Origin of the sequence: Halomonas sp. CnH100-B, assembly GCF_024124605.1 — a bacterium.
In the GTDB taxonomy this organism is placed as follows: domain Bacteria; phylum Pseudomonadota; class Gammaproteobacteria; order Pseudomonadales; family Halomonadaceae; genus Vreelandella.
The window spans coordinates 21,190-43,904 of the sequence record NZ_JAMXRX010000003.1 but is presented as its reverse complement, the minus strand read 5'-3'; the positions used below and the strand labels follow the sequence as shown (position 1 = coordinate 43,904).

At 59.4% G+C, this 22,715-nt stretch carries 16 protein-coding genes; 9 read left to right on the top strand and 7 right to left on the bottom strand.

What is annotated here, in order from left to right:
- Positions 1-207 precede the first annotated feature (207 nt).
- Positions 208-684 (top strand): Dps family protein, encoded by a 477-nt coding sequence (locus tag NH398_RS06920; protein WP_159343198.1) that lies wholly within the window; start codon positions 208-210, stop codon positions 682-684.
- Between the two features lie 101 nt (positions 685-785).
- Here the strand turns inward: NH398_RS06920 and NH398_RS06915 are convergent, their stop codons facing one another.
- Together NH398_RS06915 and NH398_RS06910 are read right to left on the bottom strand one after the other, a co-directional pair.
- Positions 786-2,243, bottom strand: coding sequence for an aminoacyl-histidine dipeptidase (locus NH398_RS06915; RefSeq protein WP_253017446.1), 1,458 nt, complete (start codon positions 2,241-2,243; stop codon positions 786-788).
- A 32-nt stretch (positions 2,244-2,275) separates the two neighbouring features.
- Positions 2,276-4,477 carry a GNAT family N-acetyltransferase gene (locus tag NH398_RS06910; protein ID WP_253017444.1) on the bottom strand — a complete coding sequence of 734 codons (2,202 nt, stop codon included), beginning with the start codon at positions 4,475-4,477 and terminating at the stop codon, positions 2,276-2,278.
- Between the two features lie 332 nt (positions 4,478-4,809).
- On the opposite strand from NH398_RS06910, the gene dctP reads away from it, so the two are divergent.
- From dctP to NH398_RS06890, 4 genes are all read left to right on the top strand, one after another.
- A complete protein-coding gene (gene dctP / locus NH398_RS06905) occupies positions 4,810-5,913 on the top strand; it encodes a TRAP transporter substrate-binding protein DctP (RefSeq protein WP_139526297.1) in 1,104 nt (367 codons plus the stop codon).
- A 77-nt stretch (positions 5,914-5,990) separates the two neighbouring features.
- The gene (locus NH398_RS06900) at positions 5,991-6,494 is read left to right on the top strand and encodes a TRAP transporter small permease subunit (protein ID WP_253017442.1); all 504 of its coding nucleotides are present in this window, start codon (positions 5,991-5,993) and stop codon (positions 6,492-6,494) included.
- Positions 6,491-7,819: a TRAP transporter large permease subunit gene (locus tag NH398_RS06895; RefSeq protein WP_159343203.1), complete on the top strand. Its 1,329-nt coding sequence runs from the start codon at positions 6,491-6,493 to the stop codon at positions 7,817-7,819. Before NH398_RS06900 ends, NH398_RS06895 begins: the two co-directional genes overlap by 4 nt.
- A 162-nt stretch (positions 7,820-7,981) precedes the next feature.
- A complete protein-coding gene (locus tag NH398_RS06890) occupies positions 7,982-9,682 on the top strand; it encodes an iron ABC transporter permease (protein ID WP_253017440.1) in 1,701 nt (566 codons plus the stop codon).
- A 25-nt stretch (positions 9,683-9,707) separates the two neighbouring features.
- Here NH398_RS06890 and NH398_RS06885 read toward each other — a convergent pair whose 3' ends face one another.
- Entirely contained in the window at positions 9,708-10,805 is a 1,098-nt protein-coding gene (locus NH398_RS06885) for an ABC transporter ATP-binding protein (protein ID WP_253017438.1), read from the bottom strand.
- Positions 10,806-11,044: 239 nt separating this feature from the next.
- On the opposite strand from NH398_RS06885, the gene NH398_RS06880 reads away from it, so the two are divergent.
- Positions 11,045-12,070, top strand: coding sequence for a Fe(3+) ABC transporter substrate-binding protein (locus NH398_RS06880; RefSeq protein ID WP_253017436.1), 1,026 nt, complete (start codon positions 11,045-11,047; stop codon positions 12,068-12,070).
- 112 nt (positions 12,071-12,182) lie between these two features.
- Here NH398_RS06880 and polA read toward each other — a convergent pair whose 3' ends face one another.
- Positions 12,183-14,948, bottom strand: coding sequence for a DNA polymerase I (gene polA / locus NH398_RS06875; RefSeq protein ID WP_253017434.1), 2,766 nt, complete (start codon positions 14,946-14,948; stop codon positions 12,183-12,185).
- A 173-nt stretch (positions 14,949-15,121) separates the two neighbouring features.
- Here polA and NH398_RS06870 point away from each other — a divergent pair, with 173 nt between their 5' ends.
- Complete coding sequence (locus tag NH398_RS06870) at positions 15,122-16,081, top strand: homoserine kinase (protein ID WP_159343208.1); 960 nt, start codon at positions 15,122-15,124, stop codon at positions 16,079-16,081.
- Positions 16,078-18,000, top strand: a complete 1,923-nt coding sequence (gene speA, locus NH398_RS06865; protein WP_253017432.1) for a biosynthetic arginine decarboxylase — start codon at positions 16,078-16,080, stop codon at positions 17,998-18,000. Before NH398_RS06870 ends, speA begins: the two co-directional genes overlap by 4 nt.
- A gap of 81 nt (positions 18,001-18,081) precedes the next feature.
- Here the strand turns inward: speA and NH398_RS06860 are convergent, their stop codons facing one another.
- The 3 genes from NH398_RS06860 to NH398_RS06850 form a co-directional block, all read right to left on the bottom strand.
- Positions 18,082-18,747, bottom strand: a complete 666-nt coding sequence (locus NH398_RS06860; protein ID WP_253017430.1) for a fumarylacetoacetate hydrolase family protein — start codon at positions 18,745-18,747, stop codon at positions 18,082-18,084.
- A gap of 127 nt (positions 18,748-18,874) precedes the next feature.
- Positions 18,875-19,858 carry an ectoine hydroxylase gene (gene thpD / locus NH398_RS06855; protein ID WP_253017428.1) on the bottom strand — a complete coding sequence of 328 codons (984 nt, stop codon included), beginning with the start codon at positions 19,856-19,858 and terminating at the stop codon, positions 18,875-18,877.
- Between the two features lie 322 nt (positions 19,859-20,180).
- Positions 20,181-20,984 (bottom strand): Crp/Fnr family transcriptional regulator, encoded by an 804-nt coding sequence (locus NH398_RS06850; protein WP_253017426.1) that lies wholly within the window; start codon positions 20,982-20,984, stop codon positions 20,181-20,183.
- Positions 20,985-21,412: 428 nt separating this feature from the next.
- Here NH398_RS06850 and NH398_RS06845 point away from each other — a divergent pair, with 428 nt between their 5' ends.
- Positions 21,413-22,705, top strand: a complete 1,293-nt coding sequence (locus tag NH398_RS06845; RefSeq protein ID WP_253017424.1) for an ATP-grasp domain-containing protein — start codon at positions 21,413-21,415, stop codon at positions 22,703-22,705.
- The last annotated feature ends 10 nt before the right edge of the window (positions 22,706-22,715 follow it).

Below are 22,715 nucleotides of genomic sequence, written 5' to 3'. Positions count from 1 at the left end.
AGCCCCTTGAAATGACGCGCCTGCGCCTACATCTCTTTATTCATCAGCGATGAGTCAGCCGTCGCCAGCTCACCGCTCTAATGGTAGGGCGCTATGGCTGCGATGCAAAAAACCTGTTTTGCAGCGCCACCACAGCGCTCTAAGCTACATCAAACGATTTGATGGCCGTACTTTTTCAGCGCGGCTCCAACCATGGAGGAGCACACAATGGACGATATGAACAGCATTGGCCTACACGAAGGCAGTGCCAGCCAGCTGGCCGAGAAACTCAACCACCTGCTGGCCAACTACCAGATTTTTTACATGAACGTGCGTGGCTATCACTGGAACGTGAAAGGCAATGACTTCTTCGAACTGCACGCCAAATTCGAAGAGTTCTACACCGACCTGCTCACCAAAGTGGACGAAGTCGCAGAGCGTATTCTGACCCTGGGCCACAAGCCGGTTCATGCGTACAGTGATTACGCCAAGCTGTCGCGCATTCAGGAAGACAAAGACGTTCACGACGGTAAAACCTGCGTGCAGGGTGTGCTCACCGGCTATCAAACGCTGATCGAACTGCAGCGCGAATTGCTGGCACTGGCGTCTGACGCCGACGACGAAGGCACCGCCGCCCAAGCGGGCGACTACATCCGCGAGCAGGAAAAAACCGTGTGGATGCTTAACGCCTATTTGGGAAAATAAGCGAGTTCAACAGCCTCGATGAAGTCTGGGACTGTAGATACCTATAAAACGGCACCTTTGCGGTGCCGTTTTTATTGCGTTTTTGCGGATTGAGCGCGGCGCTACTTCGCCAGCGTTTCCACCAGATCGCGCAGCATGGCCCAAAACTCCGCCACGGACGCGATTTCCACTCGCTCATCCGGTGAATGCGCGCCGCGAATCAGCGGGCCAAAGGAAATCATATCCAGGTGGGGGTATTTGCTGCCTAAAATGCCGCACTCAAGGCCTGCGTGAATCACTTTCACCTCGGGTGCGTGGCCCATCAGCGCCGCATGGCGCGCCTTGAAAGTGGCCAGCAGCGGGCTATCCGGGTTAGGTGCCCAGCCGGGGTAGCCGTTCTCGACTTTCACCCGTGCACCCATTAGCCCAAACAGCGCCTGAAAACGCCCGGCCATTGCCTCGGCAGCGCTGTCGTGCAGTGAACGTACCAAAGCGCAGAGGTGGAAGCGCCCTTGCTCAACGCTGAGCACGCCTAGGTTATTAGAGGTCTCCACCACGCCGGGCACGTCTGCGCTCATGCGCTCGACGCCGCAGGGGGCGGCATGCAGCGCCGCCAGCAGCATGGCGCTGGCGTCTCGGGTCAGCGGCTCGGCGTCGGTCTTTTCAGCGCGCTCGGCGATCAATACCAGGCCGCTGTCGCCACTGCCCAGCTCGGCTTTGAGAGTAGCGGCCAACTTCTTGACAGTTGCCAGAGCGGCGTCCATATCGTCGGCGGGCAGTGCCACCTGGGCAAAGGCTTCGCGGGGAATAGCGTTACGCAGCGTGCCGCCCTGGTAGCTCACCAGGCGGGCATCGTACGCCTCCAGCGCCCACAGCACGCGGATCAGCAGGCGGTTAGCGTTCCCCAACGGCTGATGGATATCCATGCCCGAGTGGCCGCCTTTCAGGCCGGTGAGCGAGAGGGAAAGCAGCTGCTCATCGTCTCGCAGCGCGGCGCTGGGCAGCTGCGCATCGACCACCACATCCGCGCCGCCCGCACAGCCGATATACACCTCACCACGGTCTTCACTGTCCAAATTGAGCAGCAGCGAGCCTTCCAACCAGTTCTCGGCAAGATTCAGCGCACCGCCCATGGAGGTCTCTTCTTCCAGAGTGAACAAGGCTTCCAGCGGGCCGTGGGTCAGGTCGGGGTCTTCCAGCACGGCCAAAATGGCCGCTACGCCCATCCCGTTATCCGCTCCTAGCGTCGTGCCTTCGGCGTGCAGCCAGCCCTCTTTAACCACGGTGCGAATGGGGTCGCGGGTAAAGTCGTGCTCATGCCCCGCATTGGCCTGGGCCACCATATCCAGATGGCCCTGCAGCACGATTCCCGGCGCGCCTTCACAGCCAGGGGTGGCAGGCTTGCGGATACGCAGGTTGCCGAAGGCATCCTGGTCGTGGGCAAGCCCTTGCGCCTCCGCCCAGGCTTCCAAGGTAGCGACCAACGCGGCCTCATGACCGGAGGGGCGCGGCGTGTTACACAGAGTACGAAAGTGCTGCCATACAAGGCGTGGCTCGAGCGCTGCTAGATGTGCGTTCATGGAAACTCTTCATTATCGATAACCGGCTTACTTTACCGCTCTGGCTCACTGGGGAAAAGCGCGCACGCGGCGATCACCTGTCGAGCTGCATCGCGCAAGCGCTGCACGGCGTCGTTCTGCGCCTTGGCCAGTGGTTGATTTTGGTAGGCCCAAGCGGCGAGCTGCTGGTGTGCCTGCTGCGCCTCGCCCAGCGGCTGACGGCTGGCTTCTCTCGCCAGCGCCTGTAGCGCGGGTCGGGCCAGAGCGGGGTCGCGACGGGCATAAGCCACGTCATGAATGGCTTGACGCTCGGCTGTGCCAAGCGGCTGGGCGGGCAGTGCAGCGAGCAGCAGCGCCACGACCGACGCAGGCAATGCGGCCAGCTCGAAGGCCAGCAGGCTAGGCAGCGAAGCGGCAAAGCCGCTCCTCAAGGTGTCCAGCACCGCGCGCCCCTCCGGGTTGAGCGCCCTGGCGACCATCACGGCGTATTCGCCGGTCGCCACTTCGCGGGTCATGCCTAAGCGCACCGGCACGAACCCTAGCGCCCGCCAGAAGCGCAGCAGCGACGCTTCCGCCCCGAAGGTGGCGCCATACAGGGACACCCCTTGCTGGGTAGCGCTATCGATATCCTCTTCCAAGAGCTGCCTTCCTAGTCCTTCTCGGCGACGCTGGGGGTGCGTGGCAATACGCGCCACCCTTCGCCATCGGGCGGTCAATGCCTCGCGACTGCCGCCATGGGCTGCGAGCGACTGCGCCAGCAAATGCCCCTGGGGCCTGCGCTCGCCCCTGGCCACTTGGTCGGCAAGCTCGGCCCCGAATCCCCCCTCTTCGCGGGTGACCAGGACGGCTTGCGGGTCTTCCCCGTCACGGCGGAGTATCATGCGTACTCCCGTGCCGGGGCCATCCAGTAGCTGGCGTAAATCGCTCGGCGTGGTGCGGTAGTGGGACTGCACCAGCAGGCCAAACAGCTTTTCTAATCGTGCGTCCTGCGCGGCGAGCTGCGCTTGGCTGAGCACGATGCTATGTGGCAACTCGTCTTGTGAGGGGAGTGCGTTAGGTAGCGGCGCATTCAACAAGAGCAACCGTTGGATGAGCGACTCCAGCGGGTCCCCGACGGACCAGCGTATTGGCGTTTGCAGCGTTAGCTCTCGCCACTGGGGCGCTTGGCGATCCAGCACGTCGCGAAAACGCAGGGCAAAACCGCGCCCAGAGCCTTCATAGCCATGCACCGTGGTGGCAAAGGCAATGCGCGGAAAAGCCGCCAGCCAGCGGGCCAGCAACGACGCTGGAATGGCGGCAGCTTCATCCACCAGCAGCGTACTGCCGCTGCCCCCTAGCGCGCCCTGCTCGATCTGTTCTGTCAGTACATCCGGCGGCAAAAAGCGCAGCCGACTGCCGTTGGCAAGCGACACCTCGGCAGGGCCGTGACGCTGTAGCGCCGGGCACAGCGCCGCCACACGGCTAAAGACGCTCTCCACGGCGCTCAGCCGAGGCGCGGTGAGCAGCCACTCGCCACCGTCGCTTTGTTGCAGTAGCCGTGCGCAGGCAATGCCCAGGGCAGCGCTCTTGCCCCGCCCCCGGTCGGCGGTCACCACCAGCGGTCGACGGCGCTTGAGCTTGACCAGCGCGCTCACCGCCAAGGCTTGGTCCGCAGTAAGACAGTCGGTGTCTTCACAGGACTCAGGGGCGCTCGGCCGTTTGGCCAAGGTCGGCAATCGCAGCGCTCCTCCCACCGGCCAGCGCACTACCTCGGTCGACGCCCCCAGCAAGCGGGCCATACGCGTGAGGTAGTGGGCACTGAGGTGCTCCCAAGGCCAGGGGTAATCGGCAAAGCGAGCGTAGTTGGGATCGGGCTGGCAGCCCCATGACGATGGCGTGACGAGTACCAGTAAGCCGCCCGCGCTCACCGTCCCCGCCAGCGCACCCAGCGCATCGGGGTCTAGCCCTTCGTGGCCACTGGCATCGAGGATCACTAGCTGGTGCTCGGCACCCAGCCGGGTACGCGCTTTACGGCTAGGTAAACTGGCAGCGACGGCGGACTGTTGGGCATCGCCCACCCAAAGGGGTGCCTGCCAGTCGGCGGCCTGCCACAGCGCCAGTGCCTGCTGACGGGCCTGCGCTGGTGCACCGCTTAACCACACCAGCCCGCGCCAGCCCCGCTGCTTTAAACGGCGGGCATGACAAACGAGCGTGGCAGCCTCCCTGTCGACGTGTTTGCGGGGTGAGGTGGGGTCGGCGTGGCGTGACCCGCCCATAGCGGCTCCTTAGGCAAGAATTCTCTTACAACTTTGGTTGAACAAACCCGGGCTTTTCAACGTTTTCTCACCCTTCAAGACAGAGTAAAGAGCGTAGAAGTACCTTTTAAAGCAATGTTTTAACGGCTTTTTTCACATTTTCTCTGCGATGGCCGCCGCGTTAACTTCCTTGATTTACTGATATTGCGTTGCAGCGGGTGGAGTGTGCTAGCTTAGCGATGCAGCGCAGCGTTGTTTTACTTTACGTAAACGTCAGCCTGCTCGCTGTACTTTCCTGCTTTCAGGTCTCCAACACTAATAACGCTAACCGCCAAAGTACCAGGAAACATACAATGAAAAAGACCACAAAATTCGCACTCACCAGCCTTGCCGCTGGCGTCGCCTTCGCCGCCCTCACGTCTACCGCTCAAGCGCAGGAGCAGTGGACCATGACCACCACGTGGCCGGAGAACCTCGACCTGATCAAGATCGATCAGCATTGGGCCGAGCTGGTCAATCAACTGGCGGGCGATGAAGTCCAAATCAATTTCCGCGCAGGCGGCACCTTGATGCCTGGTACCGAGGTCTTCGATGCGACCGAAACCGGTGCCATTCAAGCCGCAGGCGACTGGCCCGGCTACTGGGCGGGCCTGAATCCAGCGTTTTCGCCGCTAGCCACCACTACCAGTTTGTTCAACGGTGTCGATTATCTGAACTGGATCCAACAGTGGGGCGGCTTCGAGCTCTACCAGGAAATCTACGGCCAGTACAACATGGTGTACCTGCCCTACGGCATCACCAACAACGAATCGGGTTTCATGGGCCGCACGCCCATCGAGAGCATCGCCGACCTGGAAGGCAAGCGTCTGCGTCTCTCCGGCCGTGACCAGGGCCGCGTGCTCGAAGAGCTGGGCGGCTCCCAGGTCACGCTGGCCGGTGGCGAAGTGTACCAAGCCATCGAGCGTGGGGTGATCGACGCAGGTGAGTTCTCCACCCCTGGCGTTGACTTCAATGCAGGCTTTGCCGAAGTCGCCGACTACTGGGCCACCCCCGGCTGGCACCAGTCGGCGAGCGTGTTCGGCGTCATGATCAACAAAGACGCGTGGGACGCACTCTCCGAAGAGACCCAGGCCAAACTGCGTATCGCTGCCGAAGCCACCATGGCGTGGTCACTCTCCTGGTCTGAGCGCGAGTCCACCGAAGCGACCCAGAAGTTCATCGACGCGGGCGTGACCATCAATCAGTTCTCGGAAGAGGACCTGGCGCGTATCCAAGAGATCACCAACGAGGTCATCGTACGCGGTGCCTGTGAAAACCCAGACCACGCCAAGGTCTACCACTCCATGATCACCTACCTGCAAGAGTACGCCGCATGGCGTGATGTGACGGCCCCGTTCAACATGAGCCGTACCATGGACAACCTGCCCTCACTGGAAGAGATCGAAGCCTGCCTGTAAGGCACTCACTATAAAAGCGTAACACGGCCGCCCCTCCCCTTGTCGGGGCGGCCTTAGCTCAGTTGCGGAGATCTTCCATGAATGCGATTGCCAAGGCGATCGATGCGATTAACGAGCTGTTTGGCCGCATCATTGCGCCGTTAATTGCCATCATTACCCTTATCGTGCTTTACGACATCGTGTCGCGCTTTTTCTTTGGCCGCCCCAGCGACTGGGCGTTCGATGTGACGAAAATGCTGTTTGGCGCCCACTTCATGCTCATGGCCGCCTACGGGCTGCGCCATCATGCCCACGTGGAAGTCGACGTGGTGAAACGGCTGCTATCCCGCAAGAAACAGGCCGTATTGGATCTCATTGGCTACCTGGTCTTTTTCGTACCGTTCATTTGGCTGCTGCTGACTTACGGCTGGCGCTTCTTCGAGCGCTCTTTCAGCCGTGGTGAAACGACTTACGGCATGGTCTCGATTCCCGTTTACCCGGTGAAAGGGGTGATCGTCGTGGCCGCCGCGCTGATTTTGCTGCAGGCGGTTGCCATCGTCCTACGCGCCATCATGCAACTGCGTGAGGAGAAGTCCGCATGAGTGCAGAACTACTAACGCTAGTGATGTTTGGCGGACTGCTGGTGGGGCTGTTTATGGGCCATCCGCTCGCCTTTGTGCTAGGCGGTATGGCGGTCATCGGCGCGTATCTAGGCCCCGGTATCAACACTCTCGGCATCATCATCAACAACGTCTATGGCAACGCCATGGACAACTATGTGCTGGTCGCCATTCCGCTGTTCATTCTGATGGCACGCTTTCTCAACGACTCCGGCGTGACGGAGAAGATGTTCGACGCCATGCGCCTGCTGCTGGCCAACGTGCGCGGCGGCCTTGCGCTGACCGTGGTGGTGGTGTCGGTACTATTGGCGGCCACTACCGGCATCGTCGGGGCGTCCATTGCGGTCATGGGGATGATCGCGCTGGTGCCGATGCTCAAGTATGGCTACAACAAAGAGCTCAGCGCGGGCGTGATCATGGCGAGCGGCTGCCTGGGCATTCTGATTCCGCCCAGCATCATGCTGATCTTGATGGCCAGCTACTCACCGGTGTCCGTGGGCGCGCTGTTTGCCGGGGCGCTGATTCCTGGGCTGCTCTTGGGGGTGATGTACGCGCTCTACGTGGTGCTGATTTGCTGGCTGAAACCCAGCTATGGCCCCAAAGTGCCGAAAGAGGAGCGCGCCGAGGTCAGCACCAGAGAGCTGCTGATCATGCTGGGTAAATACGTCGTACCGCCGATGTCGCTGATTCTGGGCGTACTCGGCGCCCTGTTCACCGGGATCGCCACCGCGACCGAAGCCTCGGCGATTGGTGTGTTCATCGCTTTCCTGCTGTTCCTGATCTTCGGTGACCGCAAGCTCTCGACCTGCTACAACACGCTGATCGAAGCGGGCAAAACCACCACTATGGTGATGCTGGTCCTGGTAGGCGCCACGGCGTTTACCGGCGTGTTCTCGATTGGTGGCGGCATGACGGTGATCAGCGACTTCGTGCTGGCCATGCCGGGAGGCACCTTTGGCGCGCTGCTGCTGATGCTGTTCCTGGTCTTCATTTTGGGCATGTTCCTGGATTGGACCGGTATCGTGCTGCTGAGCTTCCCGATCATGCTCCCCATCATCTCTCAGATGGGCGTGGACGTGCTGTGGTTCGTGGTGATGGTGGCCGTGGTCCTGCAAACCTCCTTCCTGACCCCGCCGTTCGGCTATGCGCTATTCTACCTGAAAGGCGTCGCGCCGCCTGGCGTCGAGATCGTCGATCTCTACAAAGCGGTGGTGCCCTTCGTGATCATCATCATCTTGGCGTGTATTTTGATGTCGATCTTCCCTGGCCTAATCACCGGGCTGCCAAGCCTGATGGTCGGTTACTGATCGCGTCATCCTCGGACGCTACGCATCCCTCCGCACCGCGGAGGGATTTTTTTTGCCTGTAGGAATGCTGGCTGCACCCTTCTAGCCCAGGTGATACTATTTGCAGCCGCTATTTTTTCGCATTGACGAGCCACGCTGCCTCTCGTCCAAGGAGTCCACGACGTGTCTACGCCTGCTCGCCGCTCACCCTCGGCTCTGCTGTCAGGTTTCGCTTCACGCTTTACGCTGTCGCTCAGCCCGTGGTCCGTTGCGCTGTTCTTGATCGCGCTGATCGTGGCGCTCCCCATCTTGGTCGTATTGGCGCATATCGTGATGCCCACCGAGGGTGTTTGGCAGCACTTGGCCAGCACGGTCCTACCCCGCTACCTCTCCAACACCTTCTGGTTAGCGCTGTGGGTAGGGCTAGGGACGCTCGTGATCGGCACCGGCACCGCCTGGCTGGTCGTCATGTGTCGCTTTCCTGGCAAGCGTCTGTTCGAGTGGGCGCTTTTGCTGCCGCTGGCCGTGCCGACGTACGTGATCGCCTACGCCTATACCGACTTTCTGCAAGTGGCCGGGCCGCTACAAAGCCTGCTGCGGGAGTGGTTCGACTGGCAGGTGGGCGATTACTACTTCCCCAACGTTCGTTCGCTGGGCGGTGCCGCTACGCTGATCACCTTCGTGCTCTACCCGTATGTCTACCTGCTGGCCCGGGCGTCGTTTTTAGAACAGTCGGTGTGCGTACTGGATGTCGGGCGCACACTAGGACGCGGGCCCTGGCGGCTATTCAGCAGCGTGGCGCTGCCGCTAGCGCGCCCGGCGCTGGTGGGCGGCGTCTCGTTGGTGTTGATGGAAACCCTCAATGAGTTCGGCGCGGTCCAGTTCTTTGGTGTGGACACATTTACCACCGGTATTTACCGCACGTGGTTTGGCTTGGGCGAGCCGATTGCCGCGGCCCAGCTGGCCGCCTGCCTACTTACCTTCGTGATTGCCTTTGTGCTGCTGGAGCGCTGGTCGCGGGGGAAACGCCGTTACTTCCACACCACCAACCGCTATCAGCAGTTACCCGAATATCGGTTGCACGGCTGGCACGCCGCCGGGGCAACGCTGGCTTGCCTGTTGCCAATCGGCGTTGGTTTCTTGCTGCCCAGCGGCATTCTGTTGGAGATGGCAATCACCACCGGCGACAGCCTGTTTGGGACGCGCTTCATCGGCTTTGCCATGAACAGCCTGAGCCTCGCGACGGTAGCAGCGCTGATTGCCGTGGGGCTAGCGGTGCTGCTGAGTTACGGCGTGCGGCTACACGACTCCCCCAGTGCACGGCTGTTTACCCGCATCGCGGCGATGGGGTACGCCATTCCGGGGTCGGTGGTGGCCGTGGGCATTTTGATTCCATTCGCCTGGCTGGATAACGCGCTCAATACCTGGCTGCATACCCATTACGACACCATCATCGGGCTGGTCTTCAGCGGCACGGCATTCATCCTGATTTACGCTTACGTGGTGCGTTTTTTGGCGGTGTCGTTCAACGCGGTCGAGGCAAGCCTGGGGAAGGTCACCCCGAGCATGGATGCCGCCTCACGTACGCTGGGGCAAACCGCTGGGGGGACGCTGCGGCGCATTCATACGCCGCTGATGCGCAGCAGCCTATTGGCTGCCGGCATTCTGGTCTTCGTGGACGTGATGAAGGAGCTGCCCGCCACGATCATCCTTCGCCCGTTCAACTTCGATACCCTGGCGGTGCGCGCCCATAGCCTGGCATCCGATGAACGTCTGGCGGAGGCCTCCACGGCCTCGTTGACCATCGTGGTAGTGGGTATTTTGCCGGTGATTCTACTCAGCTTGGCGATGCGCCGGGCGCGCCCAGGCAGCCAAGCCGAGTAAGTAGACGCCTGACAAAACCAGGCGCTTAACGCGGGAAGATGAACACTTGGGAGTGGTCGAGATCGATATCGATCGGCTGACCCTCCTGGGGGAGGAAGACACCCGGCACACGGGCGTGAAGGTGTGCCTCCTGGCCACCCGCGCCGTGGGCGCAGAGGTGTATCAAGCTCGTGCGGCCAAGCAGTTTCGCCATCACCACGTGGCTGTGGCTGTGGGCATCGGCCGGCAGGTCGCGCTCTTTGATGCGCAGCGCCTCCGGGCGAATCATCACCTGCGCGGCGCTGCCTTCGGGCAGCCAGCTCGCATCCACGTCTCCTACCGGGGTGTGTACCACACCGTCCTGAACCACGCCGTCCAACTCGTTTACCTCCCCAAAAAAGGTCACGACGAATGGATCGACCGGCGCGCAGTAAAGCTCCCGCGGCGTGCCCGTTTGGACGATCTTGCCATCGCGCATCAAGGCAATGCGGTCAGCCATGAACATCGCCTCTTCCGGGTCGTGGGTGACCAGCAGCGTCGCAGACCCCAGCTTTTTCAGCACGTGCAGCGTATCGTCACGAATCCGGTCACGTAGACGGGCATCCAGGCTAGAGAAGGGCTCATCCAGCAGCATCAGTTTGGGGGTAGGCGCCAGGGCGCGGGCGAGCGCCACCCGCTGCTGCTGGCCGCCCGAGAGCATGTGAGGATAGGTCTCGGCGTAATCGGCCATGCCCAGCTGCGCTAATAGCTCCAGTGCCCGGGCGCGGCGCTGGCCAGAGGGCAGATGCTTCAAACCAAAGGTGACGTTTTCCAGCACGCTCAAGTGCGGAAAAAGGGCAGAGTCTTGAAACGCCAGCCCGACATTGCGCTTCTCCGGCGGCACATGACGCTTGCCCGGGGCAGCGATGGCCTGCCCTTCTAAGCTGACGGTGCCCTCTTGAACCACTTCGAGCCCTGCGGCGATGCGCAGTAGCGTGGTTTTACCACAGCCAGACGGGCCAAGCAGGCAGACCACCTCGCCCTGGGCAATGTCGAGGTCGATGCCTTTGACGACGTGATTGGCTGCAAATGTGTGTTGCACACCGCGCAGCGACAGCGCCGATGCGGGAGCGGCCACGTCAGAAAGGGAGACTGTTGCCGTCATTCGTTCACCCATGGTTTGTTCACAACGAGTACGCAGGGACGCAGCCGTTGCAAACACGGTTGAAAGGTATTTGCATTCTATTTTCTATTGGCAAGAGATGCACGTTTGACCGGCAATGCGCCGCGTTACAAAAATAGATGCGTGTCATTATCATTTCACTTGACGCGTTCCGACCAAGGCGTTTCAATACGCTACGGCGCTAATGCAACTTATTATCATAAACATTCAGGGTATTTTTTATGAAAAAGGCACGTCTTTCGGCTTCCGTTGCCGCCATCATGGCCGGTTCCGCGTTTGCCACCAGCGCACTCGCTAACGAAGTCAACATCTACTCTGCTCGTCACTACGACTCTGACGAGATTCTCTACCAAGCGTTCACCGACGAGACGGGTATTGAAGTGAACGTACTGGAAGGCGACGCCAACCAGCTGATGGAGCGTATGCAGCGTGAAGGCGTCGCGAGCCCTGCCGACGTCATGCTGACCGTGGATGCAGGCAACCTGTGGCGCGCGGAGCAAGACGGCATTTTTCAAAGCGTAGACTCTGACGTGCTCAACGAGCGCCTGCCGGAGTCCATGCGTCACCCGGAAGGCATGTGGTTTGGCTTTAGCCAGCGCGCCCGCGTGATCTACTACAACCGCGAAAACTTCGACCCGAGTCAGATCGCCACCTACGAAGACCTGGCCGATCCGCAGTTCGAAGGCCAAGTGTGCATCCGCTCTTCCAACAACATCTACAACCAGTCCCTGCTGGCGTCGATGATCGAGCACCACGGTGAAGAGGGCGCGCAAGAGTGGGCCCAGGGCGTCGTGAACAACATGGCTCGCGACCCGGAAGGCGGTGACACCGACCAGATTCTGGGCGTTGCTAGCGGTGAGTGTAACCTCGCGGTCGGTAACCACTACTACTACGTGCGTCTGCTGCACTCTGACGATGCCGCCGAGCGTGAAGCCGCGCGTAAAGTGGGCGTGATCTTCCCCAACCAGGATGACCGCGGTACCCACGTGAACGTCGGCGGTGCTGGCCTGGTCGCCAACGCGCAAAACCCGGAAAACGGCATTCGCTTCCTGGAGTTCCTGGCCTCTGACCAAGCACAAGAAGTGCTGGCCGAGCGCAACTACGAGTTCCCGGTGGTCGAAGGCGTGAAGAAAAACCCGGTGCTGGAGTCTTGGGGCGATTTCGCCAAAGACGACATCAACATCAGCATTCTGGGTGAGAACAACCCGGAAGCGGTACGTATCTTCGACCGCGTTAGCTGGCGTTAAGCGCGGCTTGGGCACACGCTTTTGAAGCCGGTGCTTAAGTAACGCACTAAACACAACCCCCGCAGCGACCGCTGTGGGGGTTGTGTGTTATGGGCGAGTGCTCTCTCGTTCGTTAGTGAGCTTCATCCCAATTCGCGCCGCTTTGCGCTTCTACGATCAGCGGGACGTTGAGCGATGCCGCCGCCTGCATGCGTGTCTGCACCTGCTCGATAAAACTATCCACCTGGGCCTCGGCAACTTCGAACACCAATTCATCATGCACCTGCATGACCATCAGCGCGTCGAACTTCCCCTCCGCTAGCCACGCATCTACATCGATCATGGCCTGCTTGATGATATCCGCCGCCGTGCCCTGCATGGGCGCATTGATGGCCGTACGCTCGGCGCCTTGTCGGCGGTTGCGGTTTTGCGAGTGGATCTCCGGCAGGTAGAGCCGCCGCCCCATCACGGTTTCGACAAAGCCATCCTCCGCCGCCTGGGTACGAATACGGTCCATGTAGCGAGCCACCCCGGGGTAGCGGTCGAAGTAGCGATCAATGTAGGTCTGCGCCTGGTTGCGGTCGATGTGCAGCTGGCGGGAAAGCCCCCAGGCGCTCATGCCGTAGATCAAGCCAAAGTTGATGGCTTTCGCACTGCGGCGCTGGTCGGCAGAGACCTTGTCCAGCGAGGTGCCAAAGACTTCCGCCGCCGTCGCGGTGTGAATATCGCGCCCTTCGGCAAACGCCTCCAGCAGCCCTTTGTCCTCCGATAGATGCGCCATGATGCGCAGCTCGATCTGAGAGTAGTCCGCCGCGACGATGCGGTAGCCAGGGCGCGCCACGAACGCCTGGCGAATCTTGCGCCCCTCCTCGGTGCGGATGGGGATGTTTTGCAGATTGGGATCCGACGACGACAGCCGACCGGTCGCCGTGACCGCCTGATGGTAGCTGGTGTGAACCCGCCCAGTCGTCTTGTTAAGCAGGCGTGGCAGCTTATCGGTGTAGGTGGATTTCAGCTTGGCTAGCCCACGGTGCTGCATGATGACTTTAGGCAGCGGGTAGTCCAGCGCCAGCTCTTCGAGTACCGCTTCCGCTGTTGACGGCGCGCCTTTCGGGGTTTTCTTGATGACCGGGATTTTCTGCTCGTCGAACAGAATTTGCCCTAACTGCTTGGGCGAGCCCAGGTTGAACTCGCGGCCCGCCAGTTCGAAAGCGTTGCTCTCTAACTCACGGATACGCTGTTCGAGCTGCTGACTCTGTTCGTGCAGGCGCTCGGCATCGAGGGCGACGCCGTTGCGCTCGATGCGTGACAGCACGTTGATCAGCGGCAGCTCGAGGCGGTCGAGCACCTCGGCCAACCGCCCTTCCCGTTCGACCTGCGGGCGCAGGGTATCTTGCAAGCGCAGGGTGATGTCCACGTCCTCACAGGCGTAAGGCGCCGCCTGCTCCAGGGCGATCTGGTTGAAGGTGAGCTGCTTGGTTCCTTTGCCTGCGATCTCTTCGAAGGAAATGGTTTTCTCGCCCAGGTACTTCAACGCCAGCGAATCCATGTCGTGACGCGTGGCGGTGGAGTTGAGCACGTAGGAGGCCAGCATGGTGTCCGCAAGCGGCCCCACGACATGAATGTCCACGTTGGCGAGCACGGAGATATCGTACTTTAGGTTCTGGCCAATCTTGGTCTTGGTGGGGTCTTCCAGTAGCGGCTTCAACGCCTGAAGAACCGTATGGCGGTCCAGCTGGGTCGGGGCGTCCAGATAATCATGAGCCAACGGAATATAGGCGGCCTCGCCTGCCTCTAGGGCAATCCCAACGCCGACGATATCGGCATCCATATAGTTCAGGCTGGTGGTTTCCAGATCGAAGCAGAAGCGTTCGGCCTCGTTGAGCCGTTCGAACCACGCCTCCAGCTCGGCCTGCTCGGTAATCACATGATCATGGCGCTCGGTCGGCGCCGTCTCCGTCGCGCTGTCGGCTGCTTCCGAGACGGGCTCGCCGCCTGCTACATCGTCCACGCCTTCGTCGTTACCTTCCAGCAGCTCGGCGAGCCACTGCTTGAACTCCATCTCTTTGTACAGCTCGACCAGCGCTTCGCGGTCTGGGTGGGCAATGTCCAAATCATCCAATCCCACCGGCAGGTCGCAGTCGGTTTTGATGGTGGCCAGCTGATAAGAGAGAAACGCCTGCTCCCGGTGCTCTTCCAGTTTTTTGGGTAGCGTTTTCGCGCCACGAAAACCAAGGGTGGTCACGCGTTCTAAATCGCCATAAATCGTGTCCAAACCGCCGCCCATACCTTGCAGCAGACCGATGGCGGTTTTTTCGCCCACCCCCGGCACGCCGGGGATGTTATCCACCTTGTCGCCCATCAGCGCGAGAAAGTCGATGATCAGTGCGGGGGGCAGGCCAAACTTCTCCTCCACGCCCGCTTCATCGAGGGTTTCCTCTTTCATGGTGTTGACCAGCGTGATGTGGCCGTTCACCAGTTGGGCCATGTCTTTATCGCCGGTGGAGATCACCGCGTCGCGGCCAGCCTGAGTGGCGTGGTGCGCCAACGTGCCAATCACGTCATCCGCTTCGACCCCTTCGATGCATAGCAGCGGCAGGCCGAGGGCTTTGACACAGGCGTGCAGCGGTTTGATTTGGCTACGCAGGTCGTCTGGCATGGGCGGACGATGGGCCTTGTAGTCGCTGTACAGCTCATCGCGGAAGGTTTTACCCGGCGCGTCGAACACCACCGCCATGGGGCTATCGGGGTAGTCTTTTATCAGCCGTTTGAGCATGTTCAGCACGCCCTTCACGGCCCCGGTCGGCTGACCGTTAGAGGTCGTTAGCGGCGGCAGCGCATGAAACGCGCGGTAGAGGTACGAAGAGCCATCGACGAGCACGATTGGGGCACGGGCCATAACCAAATTCCATAGTCAGCAAAACGGTAAGGATGTCTGTTCTCTATGATACGCGTTCAGCGCCGGGGCTGCAGAAAAGAGCCGTAAAACACGAGGCGCATCGCCACACAACGCTGCCAACTCGCGCGGCAAGCCGCTACAATAATGGGCTTAGCAACCTGGGCGAGATCCTCATGGCAGTATTCACCCCGCTTAGCGACGCACAGGTCGCCGCGTTTTTGGAAAAATTTGATGTTGGCAGCTTTGTCGCGCTTCAGGGTGTGGCAGGCGGTACGGAGAATTCGACGTTTTTCGTGACCACCGACCGCCGCGAGCTGGTGCTGACCCTGTTCGAACAGGGCGAGCACGAAGAGCTGCCGTTTTTCGTGGAACTGCTCGACTACCTAGACGAGCACCGCCTGCCGGTGCCGGGCACCATTCACGACCGTGAAGGCGTTGCCCTGCACAGTTTGGCGGGCAAGCCCGCCCTGCTGTTCCCGCGCCTACCGGGCAAACACCCCAGCGCGCCCAATCTAGCTCAGTGCCAAGCGCTGGGCACGACGCTGGGGCGGCTGCATAAGGTGTCGCAACGCTTCCCTGGACACCGCCCCAATCCCCGCGACCTGCACTGGCTGCGGGCGGTCCACCACAAAGTGCTCACTTACATCAGCCCGGATGATCAAACGCTGATGAAAAACGAAGTGGACGACTACGAAAGCGCCTTCAACCAGCATGGCGCGCTGCCCCAGGGGGCACTGCACGGCGACCTGTTCCGTGACAACACGCTGTACGAAGGCGACAGCCTCGGCGGCATCATCGATTTTTACAACGGCTGCACCGGCGACCTGCTGTTCGATCTCGCCATTGTGATCAACGACTGGGCCTCCAACGAGGATGGCTCGCTGAATGCCGAGCGCTACCATGCGATCTTGAGCGCCTACCAGGCGCGTCGTCCGCTCACCGAGACCGAGCGCACCCTGTGGCCGACCATGCTGCGGATGACGGCACTGCGTTACTGGCTGTCGCGGCTTTTGGTGGTGTATGTCGACCCGCCGGCTCACGACTTGACCCCCCATGACCCCGAACGCTTCCGCGTGATTCTCAAGGCACGCATCGCGTGGGGCGCACTTCCCATTCCAGAGGCATCTTCATGAGTGACATGGCAACGACCAGCAGCCCCGCCGTACGTGCCCGCCGCACTTGGAACATGGACCAGTGGGGCAGCGGCTACTTTGACGTCGACGACCACGGCCAAGCCCTGGTGCGTCCGCTAGGCAGCGATGCAGAAGGCCCGGCGCTGCCTATCAGCACGCTGGTTCGCCAGCTGCAAACTGCCGGGTTGCGCTTGCCGGTACTGGTGCGCTTTAGCGATATTCTCCACGACCGCGTCGAGCAGCTCTGCGGTGCTTTCGATGCCGCCATGCAGGACGTGGACTATCAGGGCGGCTATACCGCCGTTTACCCCATCAAAGTGAACCAGCAGCGCCGCGTCGTGGAAGAGATTCTGGCGACCTCCGAGCGCGGTAACGGCCGCGTCGGCCTGGAAGCCGGTAGCAAGCCGGAGCTGCTGGCGGTGCTGGCGCTGTCGGATGGCGGCTCGTCACTGATCGTGTGCAATGGCTATAAAGATCGCGAGTACGTGCGCCTAGCACTACTGGGCGAGAAGCTCGGCCACAAAGTGTATCTGGTGGTGGAGAAACTCTCCGAGCTGGCGCTGATTCTCGAAGAGGCTCGCGAGCTGGACGTGACGCCGCGCATTGGCCTGCGGGCACGGCTGGCCTCGGTGGGTAAAGGGAAGTGGCAGAACACCGGCGGTGAGAAATCGAAATTCGGTCTCACCGCTAGCCAGATTTTGGAAGTGGTCGACACCCTGCGCGCCGAAGATGCCCTGGCCAGCCTGCAGCTCGTGCACTTCCACCTGGGGTCGCAAATCGCCAACATCCGCGACATTCAGCGCGGCCTGCGGGAGTGCGCGCGCTTCTATCAAAACCTGATGAGCCTGGGCGCGCCCATCGACACCGTCGACGTAGGTGGCGGCTTGGGCATCGACTACGAAGGCACTCGCTCGCGCAGCTACTGTTCGGCCAACTACTCCATGCAGGAGTACGCCCGCAACGTCGTCAGCGCCTTCTCCCAGCTCTGCCAAGAAGCCGATCTGCCCCAGCCTCACCTGATCAGCGAATCCGGCCGCTCGCTGACCGCTCACCATGCGGTGCTGATCACCAATGTCATTGGTGAAGAGCGCGTCAACGACACGCCGCCTGAGCGCGCCACCCAGGAAGAGGACCCGCAGGTTGAAGAGCTATGGCGGGTGTTCGAGCAGTTGGCCGATACCCAAGAACCCCGAGTGCTGGTCGAGGCGTGGCACGACCTGTTGCAAGCGGTCAGCGAGCTACACGACCGTTTCGTCCTGGGGCTGAGCGACATCAATGCCCGCGCCGAGGGCGAGCGGCTCTACATGGCCGCCTGCACGCGCCTGCGTGGTCAGTTGGATACCCGCAACCGCGCCCACCGGGAAATCATGGACGAGTTGGCCGAAAAGCTGGCGGATAAGCTTTTCGTCAACTTCTCGCTGTTCCAGTCGGTGCCGGACGTGTGGGGCATCGAACAGATTTTCCCGGTGCTCCCGCTCACCGGGCTGGACAAAGCGCCGACCCGTCGCGCAGTGATCCAAGACATCACCTGCGACTCCGATGGCCGGATCGATAGCTACGTGGATGGCCAAGGGGTGGAAAGCACCCTACCGCTGCCCGAGTGGGCCAACGAGGACGAGCGCTGGCTGGGCTTCTTCCTGGTGGGGGCGTACCAAGAGATCCTGGGTGACCTGCACAACTTGTTCGGCGACACCGATTCCGTCGATGCGGCGCTCGGCGCGGACGGCGAGTGGGTGCTCTCTAACCCGCAGGCGGGGGACACGGTAGCCAACGTGCTGGCGTACGTGAACTTCGACGCCCGCGTGTTGAAACAGAAACTCACCGAGCAGTTGGTCACCAGCGGCTTCTCCCCTGAAGAGCAGGCGCACTTTGCCGCCAGTCTGACCGAGGGGCTCGAGGGCTACACCTACCTGGAGTAACCCCACCGGCACGTCCGGCGATAAACAAAGCCACCGAGTATCTCGGTGGCTTTTGCGTCACTAGCGAGCAGCTCAGCTGCCTTACTCGACGACGCTGGTGACGATCTCCAGGCCGCCAGTGAGTGTCAAACGCAGCGAGGCCCCACGGGGCAGCTCGCCAACGCCGGCTGGCGTTCCGGTCAAAATCACGTCGCCCGGCTCCAGGGTGAAGTGACGACTCATCTCCGCCACCAGCGTGGGAATGGCAAAAATCATGTCCGCCCCTTCGCCGTGCTGACGCTCTTCCCCGTCGATTTCCAAGGTGAAAGCCAGCGCGTTCCAGTTAGGCACGCGGCTCAGCGGCAAAAAAGGCGACAGCGGGCAAGCGCCATCAAAGGCCTTGGCAATTTCCCAAGGGTGGCCTTTCTCTTTTAGCTTGGTTTGCACATCGCGCAGGGTGAGATCCATTGCCAAGCCAATACCGGCAATGGCACGCTCGGCTTCATCCTGCGTGGCGTGGGTCAGACGCTCCCCCACCAGCAGCGCCAGCTCGACCTCGTAATGCACATCTCCCCGCGAAAACGGCGGGTCGAGCGGCTTGGTTAAATCCACGACGCTAGTGCCGGGTTTGATGAACAGCAGCGGCTCGCTGGGAACCGGGTTATCCAACTCTTTGGCGTGGTCGGCATAGTTGCGGCCGACACAGACGACCTTGCCCAGCGCGTGGGGAAACTCCTGACCATCGGTAAACTGTGGAACAAAACGCATGGCGGGTCTTCTCCTTCTCATTATGCGTGCCGCATTCGCAACGACAGGCGCATTAGTCTACCCCAGCCATGCCCATGTTCCACAGTGTCATCCGCGCATTTCCACTCGGCGTCGACGTTTGAGACGCTTAAGCCTCGGGGTACCCGGGCTCCTCGGGGCCATGCGCCAAGAACGAGGGACGCTGTTTCGGCGCGGCAAACGGCGCGACGCAGCGGTTATCGGGCCGGTTGAACACAAAGAACACGTTGCTGCGCGGGTCTGGCGACAGGTTCGCGTTGGAGGCATGCAGCGTGTTGCAGTCGAACAGTAGCAGCCCGCCCGCCTTGCCCTTCGGGGCCTCGATCCCGTACTTGTCGACCAGATGGGTCAACGCTTCCGGGCTAGGAACGCCCACCTCCTGGGCTTTCAACGAGTGCTTATGGTTATCCTCCGGGGTTTCTCCCAGGCAGGGCACGAATTCCATATGCGAGCCAGGGATTAGCATTAGCGGGCCATTGAACTCGTGATTGTCGGTCAAGATCAGCGAAGCGCTGACGGCGTGCATGTTCGGCATGCCGTCTTCGGCGTGCCACGTCTCGAAGTCCGAGTGCCAGTTGAAGCCTTTACCGGCAAAGCCCGGCTTGTAGTTGATACGCGACTGATGCACGTAGGGATCGTCGCCGATGATCTGCCGGGCCGCGCCGGCCACGCGTTCGTCGCTGGCCAATGCCCCCAACCGTTCAGAGAGCTGATGCACGGCAAACAGCGAGCGAATTTCATGGCTTTCGGGCTCGGTGATGCTGAACGCCTTGTCCCGGTAAGCGTCGTTACTCAACAGCGCGTTCATCTCCTGGCGCAGCGCTTCCAGCTCCTCGCCCTCGATCAGATTGGGGATGAACAGATACCCGTTGCGTTCGAACTCGTCGAGCTGGGCTTGACTCAATGGCCCCGGCAACGTACGCCCTTTTACGACACCATCCTGGCGGGGCTGGGTGAGTGATTCAGGCGCTTGGGCAAGGCGCGTGGGATAGGCATCCGCCACCTTGGCATTGCCCGCCGTGGGCACATCGGCCATCTCGCTGTACTGTTTGTGGGCGGTTACGTTCTTTAGCGGTGTATTGCTGACTGTCATCTAATCCACTCCTTGTATGATTAAACTTCAGTTAAAACGTGTCTCATTTAGAAACACAGCGCAGTAGATAGGGTAGCCAACCCCTCTGCGCTTGCAACCTAGGATGTCTCCTTTCATAACGTGGGTTATGACATTTATTCGTGGGCATCTTACAATGCGCCCAGTCGCTGCTGCAAAATACGCTTATAAATTATCGCTATTTCTTATAACTTTAACACTTACTAAACACACCTATCGTGGCAGCCGCCATCAAACAGTCGACCTAAAAAAACCAGAATAGCCTTTTCAAGCGCCACTCTGGTTATTTTAACTCTACGGTGTGCTAACCAAGGCACAAATGCCCGTAAATAAAATCCCGATCAAATCCGGTATTGCGCACCATCTCTTCAGGCTTTAACAACTTCACACTATTGCGTGTTTTGCGTATCAGCTTTTTCTGCTCTAACGCAGTCATACAACGGCTGACATGCACACTCGTCATTCCTAATAACTCTCCTACGACATCTTGCGTGACCGGGAACGAAAACACATTACTGGTTAGCAGACCTTTAAAGTCAAAGCGCGCATACACTTCAAGAAGAAAGTGTGCCACGCGCTCTTCCGACCGATGATGCGTACAACTTCTTAACCGCTCGATAGTAATATTATCGTTCACCATGACATACGACGTAATCGCTTTTCGTATTTCCTCATGGTGTTTAAACAGGTCGTGCAAATCATCCACCGATACTTTTTCGAGTTTGCAGTGCGTCAATGAAACGATCACGATATCGTGACTTTCGAAAAAGCTCTCTCGCATGCCGATAATATCACCGGGCATGAAGACATTGCAGATGTCTTGACCGCGGGTACTGGTGGCGTGAGACAGGCTCAACCATCCCTCTTTCACGACAAAGATGTCAGCGCGCCCTTCGCAGAGCGAAAACACCTTTTGATTGCGCCGCAGCTCCACCGGTTTGTGCTTGATATGGGCCAACGACTCCCGAGCCTCGACCCCTAATTCACCATATAGATTCAAGAAACCGACAATATCTATACAAGAGCTGTCATCACCGTCGATGCCGTGTAAACCTTTGCGATTTCCATCTTCCACTTGCTTATACTCTTCTGCAGTAATCTTATTCATCTCTACACTCCTTTGTAGTTAGACAAACGCTATACTCACCAGGAACCAGTTATAATACTGATATATAGAAAGGAAGATAACGCGACAGAAATATAGACAAATGCAAATAACTAAACAAGACAGTTTCTATAGCACACCACCATAAAAGCCAACAAAACATTGATTATTAACATTTGTTAAAATATCGACACCTCATCCTCGTCGACCGCTTGACGCTAATCTTATATCAACTATCGACCATAACAAAATAAAGAACAAAAAAACCTAGAGATACATTCATGGGTGAATCTTATCAAGCATTCTCGTGATATACATTAATTATCGCCACTTTAAACACCTAAATACTGGAAAGTAAAAAACGTCTTTCATAGGCTCCAGTCTGGGGTTATAGGGATCGATAGCCCACTCAACCATTCAGGGAGTCGCACATGAAACGCAACGTTTTCGTCATTGCTTTAGAAGATAAGCAAACACGCGCCATGCAAACACTGAGAGAGCGCAAGGACTTGGAGATACATGGATTACTAGACGTCAGCACTGCCGTAGAGTCAGATAACGTCTCTTTTAATCATCTGCTGTCACTAGCCAACGAACAACTCACCGCTTACCCCGGCACCGTCGATGCGATCATTGCACAGTGGGACTTTCCCACGAGCGTCATCGTGCCGATTCTCTGTCAGCAGCACCACCTCCCCTCCCCCTCAATCACCAGCGTTTTAAAATGCGAACATAAGTATTGGAGCCGTTTAGAGCAGCAAAAGGTCGTGCCCGACGTGGTCCCCAAGTTTTGCGGCATCGACCCTTTTGCGGAGGACCCACTCTCCCAGGTAACGCTCGATTATCCATTTTGGCTGAAACCAGTGAAGGCGTTCTCTTCTCATTTAGGGTTCAAGATTGAGTCGTCCTTACACTTCGAACAGGCCATTAAGGAAATACGCGCGGGCATCCGTCAACTTGGCGATGCCTTTAATGAAGCACTTGCTTATATAGACGTGCCCGAGGAGATTATTCACTTAGATGGCAATGCGTGTATCGCCGAAGAGATCATTAGCGGTGTGCAAGGCGCCCCGGAAGGCTCGGTGTTCAACGGCGAATTTAATATTCACGGCATTATTTCCCAACCTAAAGCCGAGAACTCCATTGCCCTCTTTGATCGCCTGGAGTATCCCAGCAACCTGCCCGAGCACGTTCACCACAAAATGGTGGAAACCGCCAAAACCTTCCTGGCCCATATTGGCTACAACAACGGCTGTTTCAACGTGGAATTCATGTGGGACGAGGCGCGAGAAAAGCTCTGGCTCATCGAAGTCAATACGCGCATTTCGCAATCTCATAGTGAGATTTTCGTCTTGGTCGATGGCATGTCGAATCATGAAATCGCCGTGGATATTGCCCTGGGTCAGCGGCCATCGCTGCTCAACCGTCAGGGGGTCGCGCCCATTGCTGCCAAGTGCTTCATCCCCTTTGCCCACCACGATGGCGTGGTCAAACGCATTCCCAACCAGGCAGAGATCGCCGCGCTCAAGGCGCGTTTGCCACATACCGATGTCGTGATCGATGTCGAACCTGGCCAGCAGCTCAGCCACCTGATGCACCAAGATAGTTTCTGCTATCGCCTAGGCACACTCTACGTCACCGGCAACACCCACGAGGAGATAGAGCAGAACTACCAGTACTGCCTCGATGTTCTCAACTTCGACATCGAGCCCATCGATGCGTAAGGAGACCAAC

What these genes read in the sequence shown, in the direction of transcription:
- NH398_RS06920 (WP_159343198.1), top strand. Translation starts at nt 208, where the DNA reads ATGGACGATATGAACAGCATTGGCCTACACGAAGGCAGTGCCAGCCAG.
- NH398_RS06915 (WP_253017446.1), bottom strand. Translation starts at nt 2,243, where the DNA reads ATGAACGCACATCTAGCAGCGCTCGAGCCACGCCTTGTATGGCAGCAC.
- NH398_RS06910 (WP_253017444.1), bottom strand. Translation starts at nt 4,477, where the DNA reads ATGGGCGGGTCACGCCACGCCGACCCCACCTCACCCCGCAAACACGTC.
- dctP (WP_139526297.1), top strand. Translation starts at nt 4,810, where the DNA reads ATGAAAAAGACCACAAAATTCGCACTCACCAGCCTTGCCGCTGGCGTC.
- NH398_RS06900 (WP_253017442.1), top strand. Translation starts at nt 5,991, where the DNA reads ATGAATGCGATTGCCAAGGCGATCGATGCGATTAACGAGCTGTTTGGC.
- NH398_RS06895 (WP_159343203.1), top strand. Translation starts at nt 6,491, where the DNA reads ATGAGTGCAGAACTACTAACGCTAGTGATGTTTGGCGGACTGCTGGTG.
- NH398_RS06885 (WP_253017438.1), bottom strand. Translation starts at nt 10,805, where the DNA reads ATGACGGCAACAGTCTCCCTTTCTGACGTGGCCGCTCCCGCATCGGCG.
- NH398_RS06880 (WP_253017436.1), top strand. Translation starts at nt 11,045, where the DNA reads ATGAAAAAGGCACGTCTTTCGGCTTCCGTTGCCGCCATCATGGCCGGT.
- polA (WP_253017434.1), bottom strand. Translation starts at nt 14,948, where the DNA reads ATGGCCCGTGCCCCAATCGTGCTCGTCGATGGCTCTTCGTACCTCTAC.
- NH398_RS06870 (WP_159343208.1), top strand. Translation starts at nt 15,122, where the DNA reads ATGGCAGTATTCACCCCGCTTAGCGACGCACAGGTCGCCGCGTTTTTG.
- speA (WP_253017432.1), top strand. Translation starts at nt 16,078, where the DNA reads ATGAGTGACATGGCAACGACCAGCAGCCCCGCCGTACGTGCCCGCCGC.
- NH398_RS06860 (WP_253017430.1), bottom strand. Translation starts at nt 18,747, where the DNA reads ATGCGTTTTGTTCCACAGTTTACCGATGGTCAGGAGTTTCCCCACGCG.
- thpD (WP_253017428.1), bottom strand. Translation starts at nt 19,858, where the DNA reads ATGACAGTCAGCAATACACCGCTAAAGAACGTAACCGCCCACAAACAG.
- NH398_RS06850 (WP_253017426.1), bottom strand. Translation starts at nt 20,984, where the DNA reads ATGAATAAGATTACTGCAGAAGAGTATAAGCAAGTGGAAGATGGAAAT.
- NH398_RS06845 (WP_253017424.1), top strand. Translation starts at nt 21,413, where the DNA reads ATGAAACGCAACGTTTTCGTCATTGCTTTAGAAGATAAGCAAACACGC.